Genomic DNA, 25,582 nt, shown 5'->3' with positions numbered 1-25,582 from the left:
GGCCGCCTATAAATTCCTGTCCAACAAGATCCCTACTTGTTCTGCCACAACGTGAGTCGGTTCGGATAATCCGTTGGTGAACCAGTTTTCCACGATCTCAACGACAGCTGCTCCAAAAAATTTAAGAATTAATTCCTTGCTTAATCCTTGATTTATCCCTTCGGTTATATCTACATCGCGCTCCAATTCCTCAATTACAAATTTCAGGAAATGATTACGAAAAGCAGAAGTCCCTTTGGTGCCAAGCATCGTTGAAAAGAATGAAGAATGACGTTCAAAGTATTCAAACCAAATCAGATTCCCCTCAGCAAAACTCATTTCCGATGCTGTTTCACAAAGCTTCCTCAGTTCATCGATATGTTCCTTGATGAGCTTATCCAGCAAATCAAATTTATCCTCATAGTGATCATAAACGGTTCTCCGACCGACATTGGCCCGATCGGAAATATCTTGAACCGTAATATGATCAAAGCTTTTTTCGGACAGGAGTTGAATGAAAGCCTTTTTGATGGCTTCTTGAGATTTTAGTACTCTTCGATCTACCTTAGGCATCTACTTCACCAATCTCTCTATCGAATAACCGCACAATTTCCGCTCATTTGTATCATAACGTACAAAGCGTGGCATTTTGATAATTGAAGACATTCTTTTAACATTATATATTGTACACAGATGTGCGATATCGCATCAATATATATTTTCTGACCATCGTTTGTTGTTTCCTTCGGGATATTAGGAAAATGGAAAACATTCAAGAGGAGATGTGAATATGGATCGTGTTGAGAAGAGCCGAAAAAAATTCCAACAGCTTTTTGGCGATCATGTACCCGCCGCATATTCTACGGACCCGGAGTTCCATGATATTTTGAGCCGATTTATTTTCGGGGACGTTTTTTATCAGGGGAATCTGGATGACAAACAACGGGAACTGATCACCCTGGTCGTGCTTGCAACGATCCAGACGTTGCCCCAGCTTAGGTCCCATGTCAGCACGGCGCTGAATGTCGGCCTGACACCTGTAGAGATCAAAGAAGCGGTTTATCAGTGCGCTCCATACATTGGATTTCCCAAGACATTAGACGCGATCAACGAAGTCAACGGGGCTTTCGAAGCCAGTCATATTGCAATGCCGCTTGAGAGCCAAACGAAGGTTGATGAAGATCATCGCCTGGAAAAGGGACTTGCCGTGCAGACCGAGATTTTCGGCGATGTGATACAAAGCATGAGAACAAACGCCCCTTCAAATCAAAAGCATATTCAGGAATACCTTTCTGCTTTTTGCTTCGGAGACTTTTACACCCGGGGCGGACTTGATTTGAAAACAAGAGAGTTGTTAACACTGTGTATCATAAGCAGCTTGGGCGGCGCAGAAGGTCAAGTAAAGGCACATGTGCAGGGCAACAAAAACGTGGGGAATGACAAGGAAACTTTGATTACCGCCATCACCCATTGCCTTCCCTTTATCGGCTTTCCGAGAACGCTGAATGCGTTAGCTTGCGTGAACGAAATTATTCCTGAAGATTAAGTCAGGGGATTATTAATTTGGTCAAAACGATCGAAACCGAAGCAAATTTTTTTATCAAGATGATTCGTAAACATTTCAGTTCATTGGAGGAATTAAAAATGGCAAAGCATGAAGAAGTGAAAAATGGTGTTATTTTCCCGGCAGGAGAGAAAAACGACGCATTCGCACAATTTTTTGTGGGGCAAAGTTATCTTAAAACCTTGATCGCCGACCCTAAAGTGAATGTGGGGGTAGGGAACGTAACCTTTGAACCGGGATGCCGTAACAACTGGCATATCCACCGTGACGGATTTCAACTGTTATTGGTTACAGGAGGGGAAGGCTGGTACCAAGAAGAAGGGCAGCCTGCTCAATTCCTGACACCCGGCGATGTTATTGTCACTCACGATGGTGTGAAGCACTGGCATGGCGCAGCTAAAGACAGCTGGTTTGAACACATCGCCATTACGGCCGGCAAGCCGGAATGGCTCGAACCCGTTTCCGATGAAGTATATGAACAAGCAGCCAAATAAGCTCTTATGACGAAAAGGGGACGATATTTTGACAAGACCATATATTATCTGCCATATGCTGTCGTCATTGGACGGTAAAATCATCGGGAAATATCTTGAAACGTGACAGAGACCGAGCTCGGACACGATATTACCGACGAAGGCATCGCTGCCGGCTTAAAGGAACAGCGCAAAACAGCTCTTTCTCCGAAGGTCATTGCTAATGCCATGGCATATGCGATTGAGCAACCGGATCATGTGGACATAAGTGAAATTATTGTCCGTGAAAAGGGATGAATATATATAGCATCAACCTTGAGGCGTTTTTTACATGTAAAATAAACGATGGATTGATTACATTAGAACAAACCCAGCCAACTTCACATCTGAAGGTAGCAAATCCTGCGCCATACATCCAGCCGTCAATTTCACTCGGCTTGCCATAGATGCTTCATCCGGCAACTCTACTTTTTGAATCTACATTATCCTTGACGTAATGAAATATAATAGTTATTATAGATATGTTAAATCTGTGTTTGAGGTGATGATGAATGAAGTTCTCAAAGGCTACCGATTATGCCCTTCATACGATGCTCTTTCTTACTGCGGCGACTCCTCAAAAACCAATAGGTGTTCAGCAGTTGGCAGAGCGGCAGAGCGTATCTCCCACCTATCTGTCCAAAATTCTGACCAAGTTGGTCAAGGCGGGCATGATTGAATCGATAACGGGGGTAAATGGCGGATATCGGCTCAAACGAAATTGGGAAAATATTTCGTTCTTAGATATTATTCATGCGATTGAAGGTTCAGCCTCCTTGTTCGATTGCAGTTTCGATCATGGACCAGGATGCCCGATTCAAAAAGTGGTGTTATCGGCAGAGCAGAAGATGGAAGAACAGTTGAGAAATCAGAAAATGTCTGATCTTGTGCGGGATTTGGATATAGTCATATAATACTTTCTTTTTTTTTATTTAATTAAGGACATCACATGTCTTTGAAATCTGTAATAAGAAACTGAATGATCTATTGAGCCAACATTTGATCGGCCGAAGCCATTTGCGGAACATTCTGGTTGCAAAAGGAAATGGGCAGATCGTAGTGACAAATGATCAAAAGGAGAGTGAGAAGATGGATGTATTCAAAAGCCAGTATGAATTGATCCAACGCACAAGGGAATCTTTATTTCGTTATTGCGAGACTTTCTCCCATGCAGATTATGTTAAAGAAATGGAAGCCTTAGGCGGAATTTCTATTCGCAGTCTGCATGCTCATGTAGCCGATTGTTATAGGGTATGGTTGGGGAGTCGCGCACTTGGTAAATCACTTCCCAAAATAAAACCAGAATCCGTTGACAATGTACAAGAAATGCGTGAAGTTTTTAAGAAAACGGATGCCCTGGTTCATGAATTTCTGAATGATTTTAAAAACAAATGGGAACCTACCAATCAAGCATCCTGGCAAAGTGACAGCGTAGGGTTAACGGAATTATGGCTTTTTACACACACCATCACCCACGAATTTCATCATAGAGGCCAAATTGTAAAAATGGGCAGGCAACTCGGGTATATCCCGCCGAAAATGAACCTCGCTAAACCTTAGTGATGCCATGAAGATCCTTTCGGTAAGTTTGAGTCAACTCTTGGGGAGTATGACAACGATATTTTTTTCCAGGCATATGTCCTACATAAGATGCTCTTTCTTATTATGGTGGCTTCCCAAAGACCAATAGGTGATCAGCAGTTTGCGGAGAGGCAAAGGTATCTCCCGCCTATTAGTCTAAAATACTGTCAAAGGTGAAGGAAGATATCATTGATTCGATAAAGGGGGTGAATGGCGGCTATCGATCAAACTAAATTTTTTTTACAAATTAGAGATATCTAGTGTCTTTAAACTCTATATGTCAAGACGAGTATACAACGACAACCGTGCTATCCCGGCGAACAAGTGAACATCCGGCAAGTCGGCGGTTCGGCAAGTTGAATGTTCGTCTGCAAAGTCAACATATATGCGACAGAGAAGACCGTATCCAGCCTGCTGTCGCCATAAATATCGAATAACATACGAACGAGGAGGATAATATTCATGAACAAAGTGGATGTAGCGATAATTGGGGGAGGTCCCGCGGGTTTGAGCGCCGGACTTATGCTGGGGCGCGCGAGGAAGCAGACGATCATCATTGATGAGGGACGTCCCCGCAATGCCGTGACACGGGAGGCGCATGGGTTTTTGACGCGGGACGGAATCAGCCCGAGTGAATTCCGCAGTATTGCGAAGGATCAGCTGCGCGGCTATCCGTCGGTTTCCCATGCCGAAGGTACAGTTGTCTCGATCTCGGGTGAGGACGGAAACTTCTTGCTAGAGACGGCTACAGGGATGAAGATCGCCAGCAAAAAGCTGCTGTTTGCCGTAGGAATGAAGGATCGCAAGCTTGGGATTCCGGGATTGGATGAGGTATACGGAAAAAGTGCGTTTGTTTGTCCGTATTGCGATGGTTGGGAATTAAGGGATCAGCCGCTGGTTGTCATTAGCAGAGGAGCGGCGCTCATGCATTTCGCTCCATTGTTGTCGGGATGGACGAAGCAGTTTATCATTTGCACGAACGGCCCCGATGAATTGAGCGAGTCTGAACGCAATGAATTGCGGGATCATCAGATTCCGCTATTCAATCAACCAATTCGTGCCATTTTATCCAGCGAAGGTATGGTAAACCATGTTGTGCTTGAGGATGGGACAGAAATTCCGTGCACGGGAATCTTCTTCAAGCCGGAACTGGTTGCGGGAACGGATTTGCCGCAGGTTCTTGGCTGCAGCATATCGGATACGGGGGTGATTGCAGTCAACGAATTCGGAAAATCAAGTGTCCATGGCGTTTACGCAGCAGGCGACGCGTCGTCACTAATGCATCAATCTATTGCAGCAGCCGCATCAGGAGCCTTAGCTGCAGCAGCAATAAACGGAGAATTAAATCAGGAAGCTTGGCAGAATAAACAATGATTTGATCCATAGCGCGAGGGGAATTCTGCACTTTAGTGAGTACGGTTAATGTAAGACGACAAGAACATACACGTGTTTTGATGGAGAGAGAAGTTGCCCTCGAACTTATCTCTTTGGGCGTCATCAAACAAATAAACTCAACCACCAATCTAGATGTGGTTGAGTTTATTTGTTGTTTGGCGGAGCTTTCTCAGCCATGCAAATAGGCATTGGGACAGACCTACGAAATTAAACGATATCAACATTGCTGTAGTCCAACCAATACTATCAGCTAAAGTCGAAGTAATTATAAGGGAATGTCCCAAGCAGCCAATTAAGGCTTTGGGTTCGCTCCCTTTTTATGCAAAATAATGCCCTTTTTCGAGGTCGGCGATCAATCCGGGCTGTACCGGTTTCCAGCCCAGAAGTTCCCGTGTTGCCAGACTCGCTTGCGCAGTGTTGTACAAGTTTGTGATGTCCAATGACGCAATGGGGCCCAGAAATCCAAAATGAGAGGCTGCTTCCTCAGGTGTTATGCTGACTGTCGGCATCTTCAATTGCTGCCCGATAACAGCAGCGATCTCGCAAAGCGGGATGCCTTCATCGCCAGTGCCAAGCAGCCGTGAGCCAGCCGGGGCGGATTCCAGCGCCAAACGGTACAGAACCGCCGCATCCAGGCGATGAACCGCCGGCCAGCGGTTCGTTCCGTCGCCGATGTAGGCAGCGTAGCCCTTCGCCCGGGCGATGTTGATCATTAATGGCACAAAGCCTTTATCGCCTTCGCCGTGCACGGACGGTGCAAGTGAGACGATCGATGTCCGAGTACCCCGCTCTGCCATTGCGAGCACTGCTTGATCCACGGTATGTCCATTTGCGTGAGCCGTGGTAATGAACGGCTTGCCGGAGCCTTCGAGCGCCGCTCCCATGGCTTGGGCGGCCCTCAAATCCAGAGCTAATGCACCTTCAAAGTCGAAAAATCGTTGGTAAACGCCAAATGAATCACGCCGTCAGCAGCCGCGGCGGCACTGCCCAGAGTATCGAGATCGTCCAGCGTGCCATACACCACTTCGGCGCCCGCCGCCTTTAATCCCGCGGCTTTCTCTTCAGAACGGCAAAGACCCGACACGGTATGTCCCGCGACGATTAGTTCCCGGACGACCGCGGAACCGACATACCCAGTTGCTCCTGTAACAAAAACATGCATAATGATATCCTCCTTCAAGTGTTGACTGCTTGATCATGTTAAGCATAAACTATAAAGTTAACTCTAAGGCAAGCGGTCTGAAGGAAAAATAATCATGAAAATTCAGGAACTGGCGGACAAGATGGGATTAACGATCCATACGATCCAATTTTATGAAACAGGAATACCAACAAGCGATTTTGTTCGGCGACTATATTAGAAATGGAGGTTAATAAATGAGTAATAAGGCAGCTTTGAGTTATGGTCAGACAGCAGAAGAAATACTGAAGTATAAAGAACTCGATGAACAACGCCTACGTGAGCCAATACGTGAAGGGAAGTGGTCAGTCAAGGAAATCATAGGACATCTATATTATTGGGATAAGTTCATTTTAGGGAATCACGTCCCGTATATGAATGAGGGTACAAACTTGAACGCTTTCCCTAATCATGACTTACATAACAGAGAAGCCATCGAATACATAAGTGTTTTTACAACAACAGGTTCTTTAATAGATGAGTTTGTCCTGAATAGAAGACTATTAATTGGGGCGATATCTGATATCGACAGTAATGCTAAGTTCACAATTGGTTCCGGTAAACGTCAATTTACAGTTGATAAATACTTAAAGATATTCATTGATCACGATATCCATCACCTTAAACAAATGAATGAAGGGCTACGCTAACGGGACACGATAGCTCAATAAATAAACGAATACGCGGCTGCCGACATAGATCGGCAGCCGCGTTGCGCAAACACACATAGAACCAAAATCGGGAAGAGAGCGCAGTCACTCCTTACCCTTGGCCGAATGTAAGTTCCTTCACTTTGTTTTTATCCAATCGTTTGATTACTTCGTTAATCAGCTTCACGGCATTTTCGAAATCCTCGCGGTGAAGAATCGCCGCATGCGTGTGAATATATCGCGTTGCAATCGAAATCGCAAGCGACGGTACGCCGCCGGCTGTCACGTGAATGGCGCCCGCGTCGGTGCCGCCTCCTGCGACATAGTCGAATTGATAAGGAATGCCTAGCTCATCCGCTGTGTCGGTAACGAAGTTGCGCAGACGGCGATGCGAGATCATCGATCCGTCATAAATGAGAATTTGTGGCCCTTTGCCCATTTTGGCCAAGGCGTCCTTCTCGCTCACACCCGGCGTATCGCCGGCGATCCCTACGTCAACCGAGAAACCGATATCCGGTTGAATGACATTTGCGGCCGTTTTCGCTCCGCGCAAGCCGACTTCCTCTTGAACGGTGCCGACTCCGTATACGGTATTCGGATGCTCGACGTTTTTCAATTGCTTCAGTACTTCGATCGCAATGGCACAGCCGATGCGGTTGTCCCAAGCTTTTGCCATCAGCATTTTTTCATTTTTCATCACGGTAAATTCGCAAACAGGTACGATGGAGTCGCCCGGGCGAACGCCGAACTCCGTAGCTTGTTCTTTGCTTTCCGCGCCGATATCAATGAACATCTCTTTTTTGTCAACTGGATTTTTGCGGGCTTCCGGCGATAAAATATGCGGCGGTTTCGAGCCGATCACGCCGGGAATGTTCCCCTTGCGCGTCATGACGGTCACCCGCTGCGCTTGCATCACTTGCTCCCACCAGCCGCCGAGCGGTTGAAAGTATAGGAAGCCTTTGTCGTCGATCCGCGTCACCATGAAACCGATTTCATCCAAATGTCCGGCTACCATAATTTTAGGGCCGTCCGGGGCTGTGCCCGTTTTTTTGGCGATCAAGCTGCCGAGATGATCAACCGTCACTTCATCAGCGTAAGGGGCAATGTGCTCCCGCATAACGTCGCGCACTTCGTCTTCGTGACCTGGTACGCCGTTGGCGTCGGTTAGAGCTTTTAACATTTGCAAGGTAGAGTCCAAGGATATTCCTCCTCCAATATAATTGACTATCAATCTATTATATATGACTATACAGATTAAGTCATATATGGAAAGAGAGCGCCTTATTCGCTGCACACAGTCCCATTTACGGTCTTGCCTCGGCCCGTTTTCGAGGACAGATATGATTAATCGTTTCATGTTTTGGGCGAAATACGTTCGGTCAGTGAACTTGATTCATACTCAAGGGAGAGATTCAAATATGTGTGGGATATAATTGGAAAGACCAAATATTATTTTCACATGCCAACGTCACTAGAAGGAAAACGGCTGCCTTTAAGGCAGTCCATTTTGTTCTGCGTCGATAAAAAACAACAATTCAAAAATTCAAATGTCCCTTTTGGGCAACCAGAAGTGTTTTAAGGGATAAACAGAGAAGTGGGGTGAACTCAGAGTTGGACTCAACAGAGGAGTATGTTAGTCGGGTGAAAGCAGGTGATCGAGAAGCTTTTCGACCGATTGTAGAAATGTACCAACAACAAATCTATGTATACTGCAGGCGTATGCTCGGGTGTAAGCAAGATGCTCGAGACGCAGTTCAGGATATTTTATTCAAGACCTACAGGAAGCTTGATTTGTATGAACCGAGGGCGACGTTCTCATCATGGTTGTATAAGATTGCTTATCATCACTGTCTTAATTTGCTCCGTAAGCGCCGTGTCCGTGATCGAGTATATCGACTCTTTAAGTCTGTAACTTTCACCGAAAGCGCTGAACAGAAGTTGGATCGTCAACTGTTCAGTCCATCGCTTGAATATGCCCTGTCTAGGCTATCGGCGGATGAGCGAAGTATTCTGATTTTAAGAGTTTTTGAAGAAAAACGATTTGCCGAGATCGCCGACATTCTCGGTAAAAGCACGGATGCGGTCAAGAAAAAATATATGCGATTAAAGCAAAAAGTGATCCGGCTGATCGTTGAGAAGGAAGGTGAGAAAGGATGCAAGACAGAGGAGAGTCTGGTCAAGGTCAAGCTCTGAGAAACATGGAACGCATGGAAAGTCATGATCATATCGACGTTACTTCTGCTGTAATGCGCAAAGTTCATCAATACGAGGGAAGAAGAAAATCCGATCTGCGTGCAGGCACTCGTCGGAGGATGGCTCTTATCGCCTCATTTTGCGCTGTGGTCCTGCTCTCATCCATTACCGTATACGCGGGCACCAGATTCATTGAAATTAGAAACCATGAAGGAAAAATCGTCATAACTTCGATTGCACAGCAGTCCAACCCTTACGCGAATTATTACATAAATGTATTGGATAAGTATGAAGCAGAGCTCAAGAAAAAACTGAAGCCTGGCGAGATGGCTGCCTATTATGTCAAGGACAAACAAATACAGGCGGCTGAGACGCTCAACCCGGTTCATTTCCTGTATGTCCCGTATATGCACCGGAGTTATGATGAATTATCCAAAGAAATGCAAACCACGGATACGCCACAAATTCAAGAGCCAACATATATGCCCAAAGGTTATTTATTTGACACCGGCAGCATTCAGGCGAAGCCTGAACCTTTCGCGGGAACTCCTGAATATGAACAGCTTCTAGCAGAACTGAAGGCAATGGCGGAGAAATCTACGGACGAGCAAGCGTTATTTTACAAAATGATTCCTCCAACGAAAGGGGCATCATCGATGATTCGATATCGCAAAGGAGATCATCAGATCAACATCGTCGCTTTCTCCAAGCCCACGAATTCAACCGTTCAGGTTCCTTCCGGAAATGCTGAGAAACTAGTGGTAAACGGAAAGGAGATGCTCCTGTCATCACCTGAATCGGGTTCAGCCGCAACCTATACTCGCATACTAACATGGCTTGACGCGACAGGACATGTATTATACAACATCACGGATGACGCGAAAGACCCTCTTTCAAAAGAAGAGTTCGCCAAAATTGCAGCAGGAATCATGGGTGAATAAACGAGTGAACTGATTTAGTAATTGTAAAAAGAGTCCCTTTTCTGGTTTACCGGTTGTTATATGTTATGTAATCAAAATCCAATCATGCAAGGCCCTTGCGGCCGAAAGGAGCACGAATATCCATGTTAGGAACGAAATTGAAAACCGTTATTTCTCTCGTGGCAGTCATGAGCATTGCTGGAACGGTCAGCGCATACGCCTCGACTCCGTCAGTATCGCCAAAAGACTTGAAAAATAAAGTCGCCGTTACTCTGATTAAGGCAGACCAAAAGCCTGCAACTGTACAAGATCAGATCGATAAGCTGTACGCAGGACTCAAGCCAGGTCAAGTCATCGCGTATTATGTGAAGGATCCAAAGCTTAACCCGTCCGATCGGATCTCATTTGCAGGGAAAGGTTTTATGTTCCAAAAATACAACGATTATATGGCCAAAGCCAAGAAAATAAACGCACCTTCGCTCGCGAAGCCTGCAACTTTGCCAAAAGGTTATACATTCAAAGCTGGATTCTTATATCCGCAAAATCCGGATCCGACATCGGAATTATATCAAAAATTGGATCGAGAATTGAAAGAGCAAGCAGCACAAGGAAAGAAAACCTTGTACACCAAATCTTTGGAGGTCGTCGAAGAATCTAGTGCCGTTCTTACGTTCGTGAAAAACAAAGTAGAAGTGTCAGTGGTCGCGTCATTTGTGAAGTCCTCGGAGCCGATAGGCGGGACACCTGTACCCGGCTCCAATCCCGATGAAAAAACGGAGACCCTCGGCATCAATGGCATAGAGTGTACTTATACAACGGACATAAATGGAAAGGATCACTTAGATTGGACGGATCCAGCAAACAATGTGAACTATTCAATTAGGGCTAAGAATGCGAAAACGGATGTAATCAACCTTGCTAAAAGTATGGTGACAAAGTGATCCAGTACGGAAGAATCAAAGCGATAGATCATTTAAAGCGTGTTAGAATGTAAAGAAGCGGAAGGCAGCTCGGTTAACGGGCTGCTTTTTCTTGTTAAAGTGTATAGATCCATAAGGAAAATTCGACTTCCCAAGCGCAGCAGTACAGCTTTTTTATTGTTCTATAGGGCAGGATAGTTTGGAAATAACATCCATGTTAAAATGTAGCTAACATATTTAATGAGGGTGGACAAATCATTATGGAGAAATACGCCAAAGTCATGGGAGTTAATTTCCCAAAGATGACGTTAGACCGCACAATCGAAGTTCTCACTGATGTAATTGAAGAGAATAGACCCGAACTCTTTCATGTAATAACGGTTAACCCAGAGATCACCATGGCTTGTCAAAAAGATACATCTTTACGCTCAATAATTGATGAAGCAGGTCTCATTACAGCTGACGGTATTGGAATTGTAATGGTGTCTCGTCTAAGAGGTGGAAATCTCCCCGAAAGGGTTACTGGATACGACACGTTATTAAGGTTACTCGCTTCTGTCATCTTCCATCCATTCTTTTTTTATTAAAGAAATGCTTCAACTGCATAAGACCAAGTTTCTATATTTGAAAAAATGGAGAGAAAAGGACATCTCCATATAGATTACTGTTCTGGATGATCATTATTACGATCTGGGGGTTGCTTCTTCATGCGAGAGAAAATTTGCAGGGGCGGAACTCCTATCCAATCATATAAATCGGGCATTCCATAATGCTCGGTCAAGCTGTAAATGATCAGAAAGGGTAACAGTCCAAGCGCAAATACCGCAAATAATAATCCAATGGTGACAGATCGCCATGTCTTTCCAAACTTGATCATTTCACAAAACCCCACTTTCATCCTGATTTTCTAAGTCCCTTTCTCGGGATTCACATCCCCAAATCATATCGTATTGCGATATAAATATGTGAAGGAGGAAATAATCATGCCTGAAGAAAGTTTACCGAAGGTTGTGTACGAGCAGTTGGCCGAGTTCCGGTACAAGTTGAGAAAGTTTATTCGTTTCAGTGAGAGTGCAGCGAGAGAGGTCGGTTTGACTCCGCAGCAACATCAGCTGATGCTTATCATACAAGGGTATCCGGGAAGAGATTACGTGACGATCGCTGAGGCTGCTGAAAAGCTGCAAGTTACCCATCATGCCTGCGTTGGCTTGGTTTCTCGATGCGTAAACGCGGGGCTGGTTCTTCGTCGTTCTAACCCGAAAGATGCCCGGAGCGTTCATATAGCATTGACGGAAGAGGGGATGAATTGTTTGGAGAAGCTGTCAGCCGTACACCTGATGCAGCTCCAGAGTCTTGATATCGACTTGCTGTAGAATCTACTTCTGCTTAATATGTCACAAAAACAGGGAATGCGCCTATTAGCCCTGAGAGGCTCGAAAATAGTGCATCCCTGTTTTTAAGCTATGTACAGAACGGAATCTTCTTCAGGAATTCATTCAGCCATGTATACGCAAATTTGCTAAATCTGCAGAGGTTATTAAGGTAGAGGGACGATACTTCGGAAGCAGTCTGTTTAGAGGAATTTTATCGAGGGAGAGGCTTTACAGAATAGAAGTGAGGTTTCATGCATTTCAGATAAAAGTACATACACATTTTAGAATCCTTTCAGATGGGTTTGGGCAAGATATGTTTTGGGACTGACTGCGCTACAATGCAGCAGCGTTTCATATAAAAAAAGGATGGAGTGAGACGGATGAGTAAAAACAATGAACGCAATCGAAACGATGGACATGATGACATTAATACTGGTGAAGCTGTAGGAACCGTGGGTGGAGGGGCAGCAGGGGCTGTCGTCGGTTCCGCATTGGGTCCCATTGGAACTGTGGTAGGTGGCATCGTTGGCGCATCCTTGGGCCACAAGGCTGGTGAAGGCGTTGAAGATAACGACGATACTACTAAAGGAACAGATTAGAACCTTTGAGGATCACGCTAACGGTTCTACTTTAAAGAGCACTACATCACACAAAAGGATCAACCAGTTCTTTCTGGTTGGTCCTTTCGTGTGATGTAGGATTAAGATAGTCGGTACAAGTCGTATTTGATGTACGTGAGTGAGCTTGAATTTTAAAGGATAAACTTTTATAATTCAAATGTTCAGTTGAATAAAGAAAGCCGGTGGAAACAATGGAAGAAGCTAATTTAGCTAATTTATATAAAGAACAATTATTTTTACAATATGCCCGAATCGGAAAATGCTTATCCAGTGAGCGAAGACTTGAACTATTGAGTTTGCTATCAAACGGCCCTAAAGCTGTAGAAACGCTAGCACATCAGACAGGGATGAGTGTTGCCAATGTTTCACGTCATCTGCAAATTTTATTGGATGCGAACCTAGTCAGATTTACAAAAAAGGGCACATACGTCATTTACTGTTTGGCTAATCCGGTGGTCGCAGAATTTTTGTCGTCCTTGTGGAAGGTTTCTGAGCATCAGCTTTCGGATATTCCGCGGCTCAAGCAAGACATAGAGCAACATTACAATCGTGTTCATACCATTTCCAAGAAGGACGTTTTAAATCGGATGGAAAAGGGCGATCTGCTTGTATTGGATATTCGCCCAAGAGAAGAGTATGAGACCGCACATATTGAGGGGGCAATATCGGTTCCCATGGAAGAACTCGAAGACTATCTTGAAGAGTTGTCGCGAGATACTGAAATAGCAGCTTATTGCCGAGGGCCGTATTGTGTGTATACTACGCAAGCCGTTGAGCACATGCAAAAAAAAGGTTTTAAAGCCTATCGAATCGAAGAAGGCGTACAGGGCTGGCAAACTAGTTAAAGGAAATAATCAAAAACCGCAGCTCTTGAGCTGCGGTTTTTATTACAGGGATTATCTCGGCCTTCAGCTGATACTGTGTAGTCTCATTGATAAACCCAGTATGAGTGGATCTATCATCGCGTACTCGGAATCGAGAATTATATTCCGTTACCGATATGCAAGTGATCCTTGATCAAAAGCAAAAGTAAGAAATTGGTTTTGGCAAAAATAAGTACCATGTTGAAAATAGACTTGACGTAGGAAGATATTCAGCTTTATAATTCAATCAATCAATTGAATATTATAATACTTGAATATTCATTATTCAGAGGAGGAATTCATATGGGTGCAATAGCACTGACAAAAACAACATTTCAAAACCACATCGAGAAAGGTGTAACTTTGGTTGATTTCTGGGCGCCTTGGTGCGGACCATGTAAAATACAACTTCCGATTGTTCATGAATTGGCTGATGAGCTGAAGGGTCAGGCGACGACCGCTACAGTCAATGTCGATGAACAGACCCAATTAGCTTCGCAATTTGGTGTAAGAAGTATCCCAACTCTGCTGCTTTTTAAAGACGGCAAGCTGGTAGAGCAAATGGTTGGACTAAACGGAAAAGAGGTTCTCAAGGGAAAAATTTTAAAGCTGGCAAGTAACTAAAGACGAAAAGGAATATCAGCAACAACAATGTTGTTGCTGATATTTCTTTATAATCTTGGGATATATCTGTTGTATCCCGAATTTCCCGTAGCGAAAACCTGAAGGAATATTGACGGGTCGAAGTCTTGAAAAAAATACAAATGCACGTCGTGTAATTTATGATAGGGGAGAAGAAGTAGTGGAAAATTCAGTAGCAGTTGGGGAGAAGGTACAACACATGCCCGCCTCCATCGCGGAATATGTGAAATCTCCTGAAAAGCAGCGTCAGTTGCATACAAAAACAATGATGATCGTCATTATCTCACAAATTTTCGGCGGAGCTGGTTTGGCGGCGGGAATTACTGTAGGCGCGTTGATAGCTCAAGATATGCTGGGGACAGACAGCTACGCTGGAGTTCCCACAGGGCTGTTTACGTTAGGTTCTGCAGGCGCTGCCCTTTTGGTCGGTCGCCTTTCTCAACGATGGGGACGCAGGGCCGGGCTGTCCACTGGATTCCTCGCAGGTGGTGTCGGCGCCATTGGAGTTGTTCTCGCGGCGCTATTCAACAGTATTCTTTTGCTTTTTCTATCGATGCTGGTTTACGGGGCAGGCACGGCAACAAACTTACAGGCACGTTATGCGGGTACAGATTTAGCATTGCCTACACAACGGGCAAAAGCGATAAGTATGGCGATGGTGTTTACAACATTTGGCGCTGTTGCTGGACCGAATCTGGTGAATTTGACCGGAAAGCTAGCTACTTCTATAGGGTTTCCACCGTTATCCGGCCCATTCATGCTGGCAGCCGTAGCCTATATTGTAGCCGGACTGATCCTACTTATTTTTTTGCGACCCGATCCGTTCGTTGTCGCTAAGGCCATAGTTGAAGAACAACAATCCAATGCTGTTTCTGATTCTGATCAAGCGGAACTGTCTCGTGTTCATGAAAAAACCATCAATAAAAAAGGCATCATTCTTGGCGCTACTGTCATGGTGCTTACCCAAATCGTGATGATTGCGATTATGACCATGACTCCCGTTCATATGCAGCATCATGGTCACAGCTTGGGTAAGGTAGGTATTGTTATCGGCATCCATGTTGCTGCGATGTATCTGCCTTCTCTCATCACCGGGGCTCTTGTCGATAAATTAGGATATAGTATAATGTCGTTCGCCTCCGGGTTTACGTTGTTATTGGCAGGTTTAATAGCCGCTTATGGACCTGGTGATTCAATGGGCGTAACTATTCTTGCCTTGGCACTTCTTGGTTTGGGCTGGAACTTTGGTTTGATTAGCGGGACGGCAGCTCTCGTCGATGCTACACCTCCCCAGGTTCGTGCGAAGACACAAGGCACGGTGGATGTTTTGATTGCCTTGGGGGGAGCTGCCGGAGGTACACTGTCGGGTATGGTTGTGGCACACTCCAGCTATATGGTACTCTCTTTGGCGGGAGCTTTCCTGGCGGTGCTTCTTATTCCAGTAGTCGTTTGGTACCGGAAGAAAGCATATGAGAAATTTCTAAAAAATCATACAGGCTAGGCAGTGAATAGATCAAGCTTTTCCATTCTCATATGCTTGATCTATTTTACTATCTATGCTCGAACAGGGAAAAAAACCACTTTCACAAGCAATGTAAGGTGATCTTGACGCATGTATTTATAAATAAAATAATTCTATAAAACTATCGAATGGTTGAATAATGAAATCTTCATAATTCAAAGGGAGGAGAATAGAATGAACCACTTTCGTTCAGAATCGACCATTAAAGAAAGATTGTATCAGCAGTACTCCCGTATCGGAAAAAGTTTGTCCAGCGACAAGCGGCTTGAAATCATGGACTTACTTTCGAATGGTCCAAAAACTGTCGAGAATCTTGCCCAACAGACCGGCATGAGTCTTGCTAACGTATCGCAGCATCTAAAAATATTATTGGACTCACGATTGGTGAAATGTAAAAAGGCGGGTACTTATTCGATTTATAGTGTAGCGGACCCCGTAGTAACAGAGTTTTTATTCGTTCTATGGAAGCTCTGTGAGAACCGGCTTTCCGATATTCCTCGAATTAAGGAGGAGCTGCTGCATCAATATGAAGGGATTCGCACGATTTCTAAGAAAGAGTTATTAGAAAGAATGGCAGAAAACACGATTATGGTGTTAGATCTTCGACCTGAAGATGAATATGAGGCAGGACATATTGTAGGTGCGATATCGATACCCCTGGATGAACTGGACGGATATCTTGAAACATTGCCGCGGCATATAGAACTTGCAGCTTATTGTAGAGGTCCCTATTGTGAAAATACAACAGAGGCTGTGGAACATATGCAAAAGAAGGGATTTACTGCCTACCGAATCGATGAAGGAGTACAGGAGTGGAACTTCGCATGAATAAACATGATCCAGTGATAATTGTTGGTGCAGGTTTAAGTGGCTTGCGTATCGCGTCTTTACTAACAGCGCGCGGTTTCAACTGCAGTGTGCTTGAATCCCGGGAACGTATCGGTGGTAGAGTTTTAAGTGAAGAGGTTGCACACAGACCAGATCTTGGCAGATTTGATCTTGGTCCGACATGGTTTTGGCCACATTATGAACGTACCATTACCAAGCTTGTTAAAGAGCTCGGTTTAAGAACCTTTGAGCAGTATAATACAGGTTTGATGCTTTCGGAACGATCCAGAAATGAGCCCGCACAGCGGTATGTACTGCCAGAAGGAACGATGGAGAGATCCTTTCGTATTATGGGAGGCATTCAGTCCCTAATCGATGGCATAAAAGCCACACTTCCTCCGGGAACGGTTCAGCTCAATACAAGAGTGACATCAATCCGTCAGGAAGAAAACGGAGCCATTACGCTTGAAACGGATGGTAAAAGGGACCGTATCCGTGCTGGTGCGATTATACTCACCTTGCCGCCTCGAATGGTTGCGCGCAACATCACTTTTTGGCCGCAGCTACCTCCGGATCTCATAGCTAGCATGGACAATAAACCCACATGGATGGCAGCTCATGCTAAAGCCATTGCGGTTTACGAACGTCCATTTTGGCGAGAACAAGGGCTTTCTGGTCTCGCTTCAAGCTGGGTAGGACCTTTGCAGGAAATCCATGATGCATCACCTGATACGGGAGCAGGTGCTCTCTTTGGTTTCTTTGGAACACCGGCGAAGACACGCCAAGAACTAGGCAAGGATAAAATCCTTAAACTGGTTGTGGAACAGTTGACTCGTCTTTTCGGTCCGGCTGCAGAAAACGTGAGTGCCCTCCTCTATAAGGATTGGTCGAGTGATCCTGACACAGCGGTAGATGAAGATGCTGAGCCGCTTCGCGACTACCCAAGCTATGGTCCGCTTTTAAGCGTGGAGAGTTGGGAAAATCAGATCATATTTGCAGGGACAGAGACTACAAGTGAACAGGGTGGGCATCTTGAAGGTGCACTGCAATCAGCTGAGAGAGCGGTATCGGAACTTATGGAACTTTATAAAACACAGGGATGATATGAATCTCATCCCTGGTACCGTTAATGCCGAACCCTTGAAAGCAGATCTTGGTCCGTTGGTATTGACATAATTTATGCCTGACAATAATTCAACTAATCAATTGAACATTTGAAGTCTAACGCAAAATTGGAGGAGTTAAATATGTATAAATCCGTTATCGTAGGAACAGGGCCTGCAGGACTGACTGCAGCTATTTACCTGGCCCGCGCCAATATGAATCCACTTGTCATTGAAGGTCCAGAGCCTGGCGGACAATTAACCACAACGACGGAAATCGAAAATTTTCCCGGATTTCCGGAGGGAATTATGGGTCCTGAGTTGATGGACAATATACGAAAACAAGCCGAACGCTTTGGTGCAGAATTTTACACAGGTTGGGTAAATAAAGTGGATTTGTCCGATCGTCCATTTAAATTGCAGGTCGAAGGGAAGGGTGAAATTGTCACTGAAACACTCATTATTTCTACCGGTGCAAGTGCCAAATACTTGGGGATTCCAAACGAACAAGAGAATATCGGCCGCGGTGTCAGCACATGTGCCACTTGCGACGGTTTCTTCTTCCGGAATAAAGAATTGATTGTTGTAGGTGGTGGTGACACTGCGCTCGAAGAGGCTAACTTTTTGACACGTTTCGCATCCAAAGTCATCCTGGTCCACCGACGCGACGAGCTGCGAGCTTCGAAAATCATGCAAGAACGTGCGCGCGCCAACCCCAAAATTGAGTGGGCTTTGAACAAGACACCACTTGAAGTCATTGCCAGCGACCGCGGGGTAACCGGATTGAAAGTTCAAAACAATACCACAGGTAAAGAAGAAGTGATTGACTCTAATGGGGTGTTTGTAGCTATAGGTCATCATCCGAATACCGATTTTCTGGAAGGACAAATGATGACGGATCCGAATGGCTATATTATCACGACTCCAGGTTCTTCAGAGACCTCGATTCCAGGGGTATTTGCTTGTGGAGATGTGCAAGATAGTCGTTATCGTCAAGCCATTACGGCGGCAGGAAGCGGCGCAATGGCAGCCATGGATAGTGAAAAATTTATGGATTCCCACGAGCCCTCAAACCAATCGAGCTATGGAAATGAATGGAGCCACCTGAAACATAACGCTTAAATGATGTAAAATGATATAGAAAGCTCCCGTGGGTTACAAGCAAGCTTTCTATAATAATGGTCTAAGCTAAATTGAGGTGCGCAATGAATCGTATTTTACTGGTTGAAGATGATGAAAATTTAGTATTTGGTATCGAATATACCTTGACGAGTGAAGGATATACAGTAGTGGTTAGCGGCAGCTTAGAAGAAGCCAGGCAATCATTAAAGACAGCTGTCTTTGATTTAATATTGTTAGATGTCAATTTACCTGATGGCTCAGGGTATGGCCTATGCAGGGAAATCCGGGAATTGTCTCAGGTTCCAATCATATTCTTGACGGCTTTGGATGAGGAGGCGAACGTTGTTGCCGGTCTGGACTTGGGAGCGGATGATTATATGACCAAGCCGATCCGGACCAAAGAACTCCTCTCCAGAATGAAAGCCGTATTGAGGCGTAATCACAAGCCTAAGGTCGAAGTGAACAGGTGGATATCCGATGATATTGAAGTCCGGGTTCTTGAAGGGACGGTTCTTAAACACAATCAAGAGCTTTTGTTGACTGGAATGGAATATCGGCTGCTTTTGATGTTAATGACTCATTCCAAACAAATTTGCAGCAGAAGCACCATTCTTAACAGCCTATGGGACATGTCGGGAGAATTCATTGATGACAACACCCTTTCGGTCCATATCAGAAGGTTGAGAGAGAAGATTGAAGATATTGCTGCTGCGCCAAAATATATCATTACCGTTCGAGGAGTCGGATACAAATGGAATACAGATGTCGTAGGGCGATAAAGGATGCTTGATGTTGTCCGTAATCCGGAGTGGAAATCCATCGTCGTTAAAGTCATTGCAATACATTTGATGTTAGCGGTCATCATGTACCTTTTTTTGAATCATCAAGTGGGCCAGATCCATCATGCCTTGGTTAATCAGAATGCCGCTCTGGTGGGTCACGTATTGAAGCAAGATCCTCAGTTGGAAAACGACATGATACATTTGATCACCCAGGGGGCTCAACAAAGTGAAATTGAAGAGGGAAAACGCGTCCTGGCACAATATGCCTATAAGGAGAACATGTCCGTAGGAGATCAGCCTGTATTCGCAAATAACGCTTTATCCACGAAAACAGCAGCTGCAGTTTTGCTTTTTTGCATTCCATTTCTGCTGTTATTGTTATGGGAGTACCGCAAAATATTCGAAAAGATTCGAACCATATCCATTGCCGCGGAGCAAATTGTTGAGCATCAGCTGGAGAAGAGGCTTCCCGATAACATTGAAGGAGACTTTGGCGCCTTAGGACGGAGCTTTAACACGATGGCTGAAAGGTTACATAACAGCCTGGAGCAGCTTAAACAAGAGAGGACCTTTTTACGCAACCTGCTTTCCGATATCTCGCATCAGCTCAAAACGCCGCTGGCATCCCTGATCGTTTTTAATGAGAATTTGCTGAATGATCCGGATATGAAGCAAGAAATACGAAAGAAATTTCTGGAACGGAGCGGACAGCAGCTTGAACGAATGGAATGGCTGATTATCAGTTTATTGAAGCTGGCACGGGTCGAAGCCGGAGCAATCCGATTTCATAAGGAACACATCCGGCTAAGAGAAATAATCGATCATGCTGTACAGTCGCTGCGTATGCTAGCCGAGCAAAAGACCCAGAAAATCCACATTCATGGGGACCGGGATTTGTGCGTTCGAGCGGATGAAGAGTGGCTGACCGAAGCCTTGATTAATTTAATGAAAAATGCGATGGAACACTCGCCGCCAGAGGGTATCATCGATATCACTTTAGAGGAAAATCCATTGTTTACAACGTTAATCATCCGAGATCAGGGTGAGGGCATTTCCCCGGAAGATTTGCCCCACATCTTTGAACGGTTTTATCGAGGCGGAGGCAAGACCAAGTCACAAAGCATCGGAATTGGTTTATCCTTATCCAAATCCATTATTGAAGAACAGGGCGGTATCATCACCGTTTCTAGTGAGCCCGGGCGAGGAACGGAATTCAAAGTTTCGTTTCATAAAGGGGATAGGTAAGAGGAAGCTTACATTATCGTAAGCTTCCTCTTCACTTTGTCGTAAGCTTCGATGTTTATAATAACAAACATACGAAAACATACGAAGTGAACTTAAGCTCAGGAGGTACGCAAGTGGAAATCCTAAAAACCGTGAATTTATGCAAAACCTATGGAAGTGCAGAGGCCAAGATTGAAGCTTTAAAAAACGTGAATTTCTCTGTTCATCAAGGGGAATTTGTAGCCATTGTGGGAGCCAGCGGATCAGGGAAAAGCTCCTTGCTGCATCTTTTAGGCGGAGTGGACCAGCCATCTGGCGGACAGGTCATCATAGACGGAACAGATCTTTATGCCAAAGACGAAACGGAACTCGCCATATTCCGCAGACGAAAAATCGGATTTGTTTTTCAGTCCTATAATCTGATCCCGGTCCTAACCACGGAGGAAAATATCAAGCTGCCGATGCTATTGGAGAACAAAAGAGTTGATGAAAAATATGTGCAGGAACTGATGGGGTTATTAGGTCTGACCGAACGGAAAAACCATCTTCCATCCGAGCTGTCAGGCGGGCAGCAGCAAAGAACGGCCATTGGACGGGCATTAATCAATAAACCTTCGATTATATTAGCAGATGAGCCCACCGGAAATCTGGATAGTCAAAGCAGCAAAGAAATTATGGACCTGCTTACGTTCTCCGTTAAAAAATATCATCAGACGTTGATTATGATCACGCATGATTTAAATATTGCCAAAACCGCAGATCGTATTGTGAAAATCGAAGACGGCGTCCTCCTGCAGCCAAATGAGGTGAGTGAACGGTGAATAGCTATACAAGCCTTACCGGAAAATATTTAAAAGGACAGAAAAAAAGGTCCCTGCTTACGATCTTCGGGATAATCTTATCGGTTACGCTTCTAACTTCGATTGGGACGATCGGTTTGAGCTATTGGGATAAATCCATCAGACAAACCATGCGGGATTTCGGAGATTATCATGTCTCCATTCATGGCATTTCAGGAGAAGCCGTCCCGAAAATAGAAAACAATGCAACCGTAAAAAGCTCCGGCCTCATCAGCAGGGAAGGTTATGCCGTCATTCAGGAAACAACGGAGAAAGAAAAGCAGGAAGATTCGTTTGCGGCGCCCTATAGATACTTGAATGTCAAGGGATTTGACGCGAATGCGCTAAACATGCTTCAGGTACAGCTTGACTCGGGCAGGCTGCCTACAAATCCGAATGAGATTATGCTTTCATCATCGAGTTTGAGTTACTTTTCAGAAAAACCGAAACTGGGCGATAAGCTGAAGCTCCAGCTTGGGATTCGGAAGGTGGCGTCCACAGGTGAAGACAAGAAAATTAACGGTATTGGTGATTTTGGCTGGGATCTTGACGAAGCCTTCCAAGCGCAATCCCAAAAAGAATATACCGTCGTCGGCTTTATGAAGCCGCCAACGGGAAATTGGTCATCCAGTTATATCTTTCCGGCTATTACTTTCAACGATAACCAGACATTCGACAATAACAAAAAGTACTTCATTTACATCAAGATGAAATCTTTGAATCACATCCAGAAGAAAACGGAAGTGATGATGTCCACTTTACAACTGCGTGATGCACGTGATGCCGAGCAGGGTTCCGCTATGCAGCTGGGCAGAGATCATTCTGTTAATAATGTAAGAATAGAGTACAATAATGAGCTGCTTAAATGGTATGGCAAAAGCACCTATGAGGGTGTGAATCATAGCTTGATCCTGGCATACGCAGCCGTCATTGTAATTATTTTGATTTGTACCATTGCCGTCATCTATAATACGTTTCATATTTCTGTGTTGGAGAGAATTTCACAATTTGGCATGCTGAGATGCATTGGAGCGACGCCGGCCCAGATTCGCAAAATCGTGATTCAAGAAGCGGCACTGCTGAGCTTGATCGGCATCCCCATCGGACTTCTTATGGGAAGTCTTTTTATGAAGTTTTTGTTTTATAATATCAGTTTGTTGACGCTAGGTTACTTAAACGATATGAGAATGGTGATCTCCTTGCCGATTCTGGTATCTGCCGGCCTATTGGGCTTGTTGAGCGTGTTTCTTTCCGCCATTGGACCTGCAAGACAAGCAGCCCGCGTTTCTCCTTTAGAAGCGCTAAAGAGTACGGGGTCCACGAAGGTTGAACCTATCACTAAGGTCAACAAGTCCCTGATCGCGAAAAAGCTGTTCGGTATCATAGGACAATTCGCCGCCAGAAACCTGCAGCGGAACAAGAAACGGTTCCGGATTACAGCCTTTTCCATGATTATTAGTATTATTTTATTTATCGTCTTCAGCGGTTTGGCCCAGTTCATGCAGCAAGCAACTCAGGTCACAGGCACACAGTATTCTTATTCGATTTCCTATGATGGTCCTTCCAAACGAATGGATGACGCGGTGTATCAGCATATTTCCCGGCTTGATGCCGTTCGGAAAGCTTACAAGTTTTACAGCGATCAAGTGATGGCCATCATCCCGAAGGATAAGATCAATCCCTCATATTATGATTTAAGAAAGGATCGATATGTCGTTCCTGAAGGAGAGGGATATCGGACAAGCAATAACTCCCTCGTCTCCTACGGGGACAATGGGCTGGATGATCTGCAATCCAAACTCTCGGCCGGGAAAATCGACAAAGATCTAATGGACCGGGAGAACGGCGTGATCGTTCAGCAAAAAATTAAAATGCTGACGGAAAAAGGCAAACAGCTGATTATTGATCAAACCCATTTCAAAATTGGGGATCGCATCCAAATCCGAACATTTGACAGAAGCCGTAAAGGATACCAAACCGTGACGGTGGTCGGAATTGCGGATCATGATTTGTTGTCGCAGGAATATAGTGACAGCGAAGTTCTTTCCTTTATTACGACACCGAAAGTATACGCGAAAATAATGGGAACCGACGCTTATTCCAGAATATTTATTCTTGCTCACTCTGATATACCGAACCAACCGATAAGGGACTATCTTCAAACATTAAAAGAAAAAGATGCGGGGTTTAACTACCTGGATCGAGTGGCGGAGGTTGCCAAAGCCAAAAATGATTCCAAGACTTTCGGTATACTGCTTTACGGTTTTATCGGCGTCATTGTATTGATTGCTTTCTTGAATATCGTAAATACAGTCAGCACGAATCTGATCCTCCGCACTCAAGAGTTTGCAGTCCTTAAGGCCATCGGCATGACCCGGGATGAAGTGAGAAAAATGATCATTTTAGAAGCCGTTTTTTATGGTGTGTTTGCTGGCGTAATCGGAATCATGATTGGCACGGGTCTGGATTACGGAATACATGTGCTTTTCGCTGGGGCGTTCGAAACCGCTTGGGTGATCCCATGGCTCCATATCGGAATTGCATTTGTTGGTGCCCTGTTTTCGACACTTCTCGCAACGATTGGGCCGATGTATCGGCTGGATAAAGTAAATATCATCGATGCGCTTCGGAAGGAGAATTAGGCTCTTTTGATAAAATCAATGGCTGAATCTAAGGATTGGACGCGCTGTTCCAAGTATCTAAGGATCTCCGTTAAACGGCATAGTGATAAGATAGAAGGCTCCTGTAAAATTTAACAGGAGCCTGTTTTTATGATTTGTATAACCATCTAAACATTCTTCGAAATTCGTCCTCCGGGAATCATGGCTCCGGCGTGGCTTCCATTTGCTTGGGAATTAAGATGCCTTTTTACTTGATGTCAATACCAAAATCAACCCGATAATACATGCCGTACCCAGCCATTGAAAAAAACCAAAGGGCTCTTTTAACCAAAATACGGTTGTGATCACGGCAGCCAGCGGTTCCAAACTGCTTAGAAGGCTTGTTTCTTTAGGGGAAAGACTTTGCAAGCTTTCGATATAAAACCAAAATGCGATCATTGTGCCGAATAGAATTACGAATATAAGATACAGATAGGTCTCGATCGAAAGGCTTTTAAAATCGATTTGCCAAGGAGGGTGGATCAAGCTTAGTCCCAAGCCGCCGATCATCATCGCCCATCCGACAATGACGAGGGAATCGTATTGCTTCAATAACGGAACTGCGTACAAAGTGTAGAAGGCCAGGGCTATTCCAGATAAAACACCCCAAACCATGGCAGCGGTCGGTACGGAAATTTGGGAAACGGAGCCGTTCGTCAACAAGAGAAAGCAGCCCACGAGAGCAAGGAGAACGGTCAGCAAATCCTTACGCGTGAAAGTCATTTGCTTCCGCAGAATCAAATAGATAATGATCATGACTGGAGCTAAGTACTGCAGCAGCGTTGCCACGGCCGCATTCCCGTGCTGAATCGACGCCATATACGTATATTGAACCGAAAGCATACCGACCAAACCGAAAATAATGAGTTGAACAGCAGATCTTTTATTTTTCCATACGCCAAGTATTTGCGAGCGTTCTTTAAACAGAAAATGAACGGTCAACAGTAGAATCCCGGCGATAAGCAAACGAGTCGCTACAAGCCAATTGACTTCGATTGTGGTTTGCTGAAAGAGCTTTTTGGAGACGGTACCGCTGATCCCCCAAAATATCGCTCCTGTGGTAACAAGAAATAATCCCTTTTTTTCAGCTGTATTCATGACTCATTCTCC

Annotated in this window: 28 protein-coding genes and 1 pseudogene; 24 read left to right on the top strand and 5 right to left on the bottom strand. The window is 44.8% G+C overall.

The window, feature by feature from the left end; translation table 11 throughout:
* Positions 1 to 6 precede the first annotated feature (6 nt).
* Positions 7 to 552: a TetR/AcrR family transcriptional regulator gene (locus KJS65_RS07415; RefSeq protein WP_213649242.1), complete on the bottom strand. Its 546-nt coding sequence runs from the start codon at positions 550 to 552 to the stop codon at positions 7 to 9.
* A 217-nt stretch (positions 553 to 769) separates the two neighbouring features.
* Here KJS65_RS07415 and KJS65_RS07410 point away from each other — a divergent pair, with 217 nt between their 5' ends.
* The 6 genes from KJS65_RS07410 (at position 770) to KJS65_RS07385 (ending at position 5,010) form a co-directional block, all read left to right on the top strand.
* Positions 770 to 1,525 carry a carboxymuconolactone decarboxylase family protein gene (locus KJS65_RS07410; RefSeq protein WP_213649241.1) on the top strand — a complete coding sequence of 252 codons (756 nt, stop codon included), beginning with the start codon at positions 770 to 772 and terminating at the stop codon, positions 1,523 to 1,525.
* Between the two features lie 98 nt (positions 1,526 to 1,623).
* Positions 1,624 to 2,037 (top strand): cupin domain-containing protein, encoded by a 414-nt coding sequence (locus KJS65_RS07405; protein ID WP_213649240.1) that lies wholly within the window; start codon positions 1,624 to 1,626, stop codon positions 2,035 to 2,037.
* 102 nt (positions 2,038 to 2,139) lie between these two features.
* Positions 2,140 to 2,313 carry an SDR family oxidoreductase gene (locus KJS65_RS07400; RefSeq protein WP_244864426.1) on the top strand — a complete coding sequence of 58 codons (174 nt, stop codon included), beginning with the start codon at positions 2,140 to 2,142 and terminating at the stop codon, positions 2,311 to 2,313.
* A 254-nt stretch (positions 2,314 to 2,567) separates the two neighbouring features.
* Positions 2,568 to 2,969: an Rrf2 family transcriptional regulator gene (locus tag KJS65_RS07395; RefSeq protein ID WP_213649239.1), complete on the top strand. Its 402-nt coding sequence runs from the start codon at positions 2,568 to 2,570 to the stop codon at positions 2,967 to 2,969.
* A 175-nt stretch (positions 2,970 to 3,144) separates the two neighbouring features.
* Positions 3,145 to 3,615, top strand: a complete 471-nt coding sequence (locus KJS65_RS07390; protein WP_213649238.1) for a DinB family protein — start codon at positions 3,145 to 3,147, stop codon at positions 3,613 to 3,615.
* Positions 3,616 to 4,098: 483 nt separating this feature from the next.
* Entirely contained in the window at positions 4,099 to 5,010 is a 912-nt protein-coding gene (locus KJS65_RS07385) for an NAD(P)/FAD-dependent oxidoreductase (protein ID WP_213649237.1), read from the top strand.
* Between the two features lie 338 nt (positions 5,011 to 5,348).
* Here the strand turns inward: KJS65_RS07385 and KJS65_RS07380 are convergent.
* A pseudogene (locus KJS65_RS07380) lies at positions 5,349 to 6,193 on the bottom strand (SDR family oxidoreductase).
* Between the two features lie 94 nt (positions 6,194 to 6,287).
* On the opposite strand from KJS65_RS07380, the gene KJS65_RS29760 reads away from it, so the two are divergent.
* A complete protein-coding gene (locus tag KJS65_RS29760; RefSeq protein WP_244864425.1) occupies positions 6,288 to 6,392 on the top strand; it encodes a MerR family transcriptional regulator in 105 nt (34 codons plus the stop codon).
* A gap of 16 nt (positions 6,393 to 6,408) precedes the next feature.
* On the top strand, positions 6,409 to 6,861 hold the full coding sequence (locus KJS65_RS07370) for a DinB family protein (protein WP_213649236.1): 453 nt from the start codon (positions 6,409 to 6,411) through the stop codon (positions 6,859 to 6,861).
* A gap of 112 nt (positions 6,862 to 6,973) precedes the next feature.
* Here the strand turns inward: KJS65_RS07370 and KJS65_RS07365 are convergent, their stop codons facing one another.
* Positions 6,974 to 8,041 (bottom strand): M42 family metallopeptidase, encoded by a 1,068-nt coding sequence (locus tag KJS65_RS07365; RefSeq protein WP_213650689.1) that lies wholly within the window; start codon positions 8,039 to 8,041, stop codon positions 6,974 to 6,976.
* A 461-nt stretch (positions 8,042 to 8,502) separates the two neighbouring features.
* On the opposite strand from KJS65_RS07365, the gene KJS65_RS07360 reads away from it, so the two are divergent.
* The 4 genes from KJS65_RS07360 (at position 8,503) to KJS65_RS07345 (ending at position 11,481) form a co-directional block, all read left to right on the top strand.
* Positions 8,503 to 9,054, top strand: coding sequence for an RNA polymerase sigma factor (locus KJS65_RS07360; protein WP_244864424.1), 552 nt, complete (start codon positions 8,503 to 8,505; stop codon positions 9,052 to 9,054).
* Positions 9,015 to 9,995, top strand: a complete 981-nt coding sequence (locus KJS65_RS07355; RefSeq protein WP_213649234.1) for a hypothetical protein — start codon at positions 9,015 to 9,017, stop codon at positions 9,993 to 9,995. The genes KJS65_RS07360 and KJS65_RS07355 overlap by 40 nt, the downstream gene beginning before the upstream one ends.
* Before the next feature lie 122 nt (positions 9,996 to 10,117).
* Complete coding sequence (locus tag KJS65_RS07350; RefSeq protein WP_213649233.1) at positions 10,118 to 10,915, top strand: hypothetical protein; 798 nt, start codon at positions 10,118 to 10,120, stop codon at positions 10,913 to 10,915.
* Between the two features lie 239 nt (positions 10,916 to 11,154).
* Positions 11,155 to 11,481 carry a WecB/TagA/CpsF family glycosyltransferase gene (locus tag KJS65_RS07345; RefSeq protein WP_213649232.1) on the top strand — a complete coding sequence of 109 codons (327 nt, stop codon included), beginning with the start codon at positions 11,155 to 11,157 and terminating at the stop codon, positions 11,479 to 11,481.
* 74 nt (positions 11,482 to 11,555) lie between these two features.
* On the opposite strand, the gene KJS65_RS07340 is transcribed toward KJS65_RS07345, so the two are convergent.
* On the bottom strand, positions 11,556 to 11,771 hold the full coding sequence (locus tag KJS65_RS07340; protein ID WP_213649231.1) for a hypothetical protein: 216 nt from the start codon (positions 11,769 to 11,771) through the stop codon (positions 11,556 to 11,558).
* A 106-nt stretch (positions 11,772 to 11,877) separates the two neighbouring features.
* Between KJS65_RS07340 and KJS65_RS07335 the strand changes: the two genes are divergently transcribed.
* The 12 genes from KJS65_RS07335 to KJS65_RS07280 all read left to right on the top strand — a co-directional run bounded on the left by KJS65_RS07335 (position 11,878) and on the right by KJS65_RS07280 (position 24,454).
* Positions 11,878 to 12,267: a MarR family winged helix-turn-helix transcriptional regulator gene (locus KJS65_RS07335; RefSeq protein ID WP_213649230.1), complete on the top strand. Its 390-nt coding sequence runs from the start codon at positions 11,878 to 11,880 to the stop codon at positions 12,265 to 12,267.
* 380 nt (positions 12,268 to 12,647) lie between these two features.
* Positions 12,648 to 12,866, top strand: a complete 219-nt coding sequence (locus KJS65_RS07330; protein WP_213649229.1) for a glycine zipper domain-containing protein — start codon at positions 12,648 to 12,650, stop codon at positions 12,864 to 12,866.
* Positions 12,867 to 13,078: 212 nt separating this feature from the next.
* The gene (locus tag KJS65_RS07325; RefSeq protein ID WP_213649228.1) at positions 13,079 to 13,732 is read left to right on the top strand and encodes an ArsR/SmtB family transcription factor; all 654 of its coding nucleotides are present in this window, start codon (positions 13,079 to 13,081) and stop codon (positions 13,730 to 13,732) included.
* Between the two features lie 321 nt (positions 13,733 to 14,053).
* A complete protein-coding gene (gene trxA, locus KJS65_RS07320; protein ID WP_213649227.1) occupies positions 14,054 to 14,374 on the top strand; it encodes a thioredoxin in 321 nt (106 codons plus the stop codon).
* A gap of 217 nt (positions 14,375 to 14,591) precedes the next feature.
* The gene (locus tag KJS65_RS07315) at positions 14,592 to 15,893 is read left to right on the top strand and encodes an MFS transporter (RefSeq protein ID WP_213650688.1); all 1,302 of its coding nucleotides are present in this window, start codon (positions 14,592 to 14,594) and stop codon (positions 15,891 to 15,893) included.
* 195 nt (positions 15,894 to 16,088) lie between these two features.
* Positions 16,089 to 16,742, top strand: coding sequence for an ArsR/SmtB family transcription factor (locus KJS65_RS07310; protein ID WP_213649226.1), 654 nt, complete (start codon positions 16,089 to 16,091; stop codon positions 16,740 to 16,742).
* The gene (locus KJS65_RS07305; RefSeq protein WP_213649225.1) at positions 16,739 to 17,845 is read left to right on the top strand and encodes a flavin monoamine oxidase family protein; all 1,107 of its coding nucleotides are present in this window, start codon (positions 16,739 to 16,741) and stop codon (positions 17,843 to 17,845) included. Before KJS65_RS07310 ends, KJS65_RS07305 begins: the two co-directional genes overlap by 4 nt.
* Before the next feature lie 144 nt (positions 17,846 to 17,989).
* Positions 17,990 to 18,967, top strand: a complete 978-nt coding sequence (trxB, locus tag KJS65_RS07300) for a thioredoxin-disulfide reductase (protein WP_213649224.1) — start codon at positions 17,990 to 17,992, stop codon at positions 18,965 to 18,967.
* 83 nt (positions 18,968 to 19,050) lie between these two features.
* Entirely contained in the window at positions 19,051 to 19,746 is a 696-nt protein-coding gene (locus tag KJS65_RS07295; protein WP_213649223.1) for a response regulator transcription factor, read from the top strand.
* Between the two features lie 3 nt (positions 19,747 to 19,749).
* Positions 19,750 to 20,994, top strand: a complete 1,245-nt coding sequence (locus KJS65_RS07290; RefSeq protein ID WP_213649222.1) for a HAMP domain-containing sensor histidine kinase — start codon at positions 19,750 to 19,752, stop codon at positions 20,992 to 20,994.
* A gap of 113 nt (positions 20,995 to 21,107) precedes the next feature.
* Entirely contained in the window at positions 21,108 to 21,794 is a 687-nt protein-coding gene (locus tag KJS65_RS07285) for an ABC transporter ATP-binding protein (protein ID WP_213649221.1), read from the top strand.
* A complete protein-coding gene (locus KJS65_RS07280) occupies positions 21,791 to 24,454 on the top strand; it encodes an ABC transporter permease (RefSeq protein WP_213649220.1) in 2,664 nt (887 codons plus the stop codon). The genes KJS65_RS07285 and KJS65_RS07280 overlap by 4 nt, the downstream gene beginning before the upstream one ends.
* A gap of 213 nt (positions 24,455 to 24,667) precedes the next feature.
* On the opposite strand, the gene KJS65_RS07275 is transcribed toward KJS65_RS07280, so the two are convergent.
* Positions 24,668 to 25,570: a DMT family transporter gene (locus KJS65_RS07275; protein WP_213649219.1), complete on the bottom strand. Its 903-nt coding sequence runs from the start codon at positions 25,568 to 25,570 to the stop codon at positions 24,668 to 24,670.
* Positions 25,571 to 25,582: the final 12 nt, after the last annotated feature.

The organism is Paenibacillus sp. J23TS9, from assembly GCF_018403225.1.
In the GTDB taxonomy this organism is placed as follows: Bacteria; Bacillota; Bacilli; order Paenibacillales; family Paenibacillaceae; genus Paenibacillus_AQ.
This window is presented reverse-complemented; position numbering and strand designations above follow the sequence as displayed.

What these genes read in the sequence shown, in the direction of transcription:
- KJS65_RS07275 (WP_213649219.1), bottom strand. Translation starts at nt 25,570, where the DNA reads ATGAATACAGCTGAAAAAAAGGGATTATTTCTTGTTACCACAGGAGCG.
- trxB (WP_213649224.1), top strand. Translation starts at nt 17,990, where the DNA reads ATGTATAAATCCGTTATCGTAGGAACAGGGCCTGCAGGACTGACTGCA.
- KJS65_RS07385 (WP_213649237.1), top strand. Translation starts at nt 4,099, where the DNA reads ATGAACAAAGTGGATGTAGCGATAATTGGGGGAGGTCCCGCGGGTTTG.
- KJS65_RS07395 (WP_213649239.1), top strand. Translation starts at nt 2,568, where the DNA reads ATGAAGTTCTCAAAGGCTACCGATTATGCCCTTCATACGATGCTCTTT.
- KJS65_RS07365 (WP_213650689.1), bottom strand. Translation starts at nt 8,041, where the DNA reads ATGTTAAAAGCTCTAACCGACGCCAACGGCGTACCAGGTCACGAAGAC.
- KJS65_RS07405 (WP_213649240.1), top strand. Translation starts at nt 1,624, where the DNA reads ATGGCAAAGCATGAAGAAGTGAAAAATGGTGTTATTTTCCCGGCAGGA.
- KJS65_RS07305 (WP_213649225.1), top strand. Translation starts at nt 16,739, where the DNA reads ATGAATAAACATGATCCAGTGATAATTGTTGGTGCAGGTTTAAGTGGC.
- KJS65_RS07330 (WP_213649229.1), top strand. Translation starts at nt 12,648, where the DNA reads ATGAGTAAAAACAATGAACGCAATCGAAACGATGGACATGATGACATT.
- KJS65_RS07355 (WP_213649234.1), top strand. Translation starts at nt 9,015, where the DNA reads ATGCAAGACAGAGGAGAGTCTGGTCAAGGTCAAGCTCTGAGAAACATG.
- KJS65_RS07390 (WP_213649238.1), top strand. Translation starts at nt 3,145, where the DNA reads ATGGATGTATTCAAAAGCCAGTATGAATTGATCCAACGCACAAGGGAA.
- KJS65_RS07340 (WP_213649231.1), bottom strand. Translation starts at nt 11,771, where the DNA reads ATGATCAAGTTTGGAAAGACATGGCGATCTGTCACCATTGGATTATTA.
- KJS65_RS07345 (WP_213649232.1), top strand. Translation starts at nt 11,155, where the DNA reads ATGGAGAAATACGCCAAAGTCATGGGAGTTAATTTCCCAAAGATGACG.
- KJS65_RS07410 (WP_213649241.1), top strand. Translation starts at nt 770, where the DNA reads ATGGATCGTGTTGAGAAGAGCCGAAAAAAATTCCAACAGCTTTTTGGC.
- KJS65_RS07335 (WP_213649230.1), top strand. Translation starts at nt 11,878, where the DNA reads ATGCCTGAAGAAAGTTTACCGAAGGTTGTGTACGAGCAGTTGGCCGAG.
- KJS65_RS07315 (WP_213650688.1), top strand. Translation starts at nt 14,592, where the DNA reads ATGCCCGCCTCCATCGCGGAATATGTGAAATCTCCTGAAAAGCAGCGT.
- KJS65_RS07350 (WP_213649233.1), top strand. Translation starts at nt 10,118, where the DNA reads ATGTTAGGAACGAAATTGAAAACCGTTATTTCTCTCGTGGCAGTCATG.
- trxA (WP_213649227.1), top strand. Translation starts at nt 14,054, where the DNA reads ATGGGTGCAATAGCACTGACAAAAACAACATTTCAAAACCACATCGAG.
- KJS65_RS29760 (WP_244864425.1), top strand. Translation starts at nt 6,288, where the DNA reads ATGAAAATTCAGGAACTGGCGGACAAGATGGGATTAACGATCCATACG.
- KJS65_RS07310 (WP_213649226.1), top strand. Translation starts at nt 16,089, where the DNA reads ATGAACCACTTTCGTTCAGAATCGACCATTAAAGAAAGATTGTATCAG.
- KJS65_RS07325 (WP_213649228.1), top strand. Translation starts at nt 13,079, where the DNA reads ATGGAAGAAGCTAATTTAGCTAATTTATATAAAGAACAATTATTTTTA.
- KJS65_RS07290 (WP_213649222.1), top strand. Translation starts at nt 19,750, where the DNA reads ATGCTTGATGTTGTCCGTAATCCGGAGTGGAAATCCATCGTCGTTAAA.
- KJS65_RS07295 (WP_213649223.1), top strand. Translation starts at nt 19,051, where the DNA reads ATGAATCGTATTTTACTGGTTGAAGATGATGAAAATTTAGTATTTGGT.
- KJS65_RS07370 (WP_213649236.1), top strand. Translation starts at nt 6,409, where the DNA reads ATGAGTAATAAGGCAGCTTTGAGTTATGGTCAGACAGCAGAAGAAATA.
- KJS65_RS07415 (WP_213649242.1), bottom strand. Translation starts at nt 552, where the DNA reads ATGCCTAAGGTAGATCGAAGAGTACTAAAATCTCAAGAAGCCATCAAA.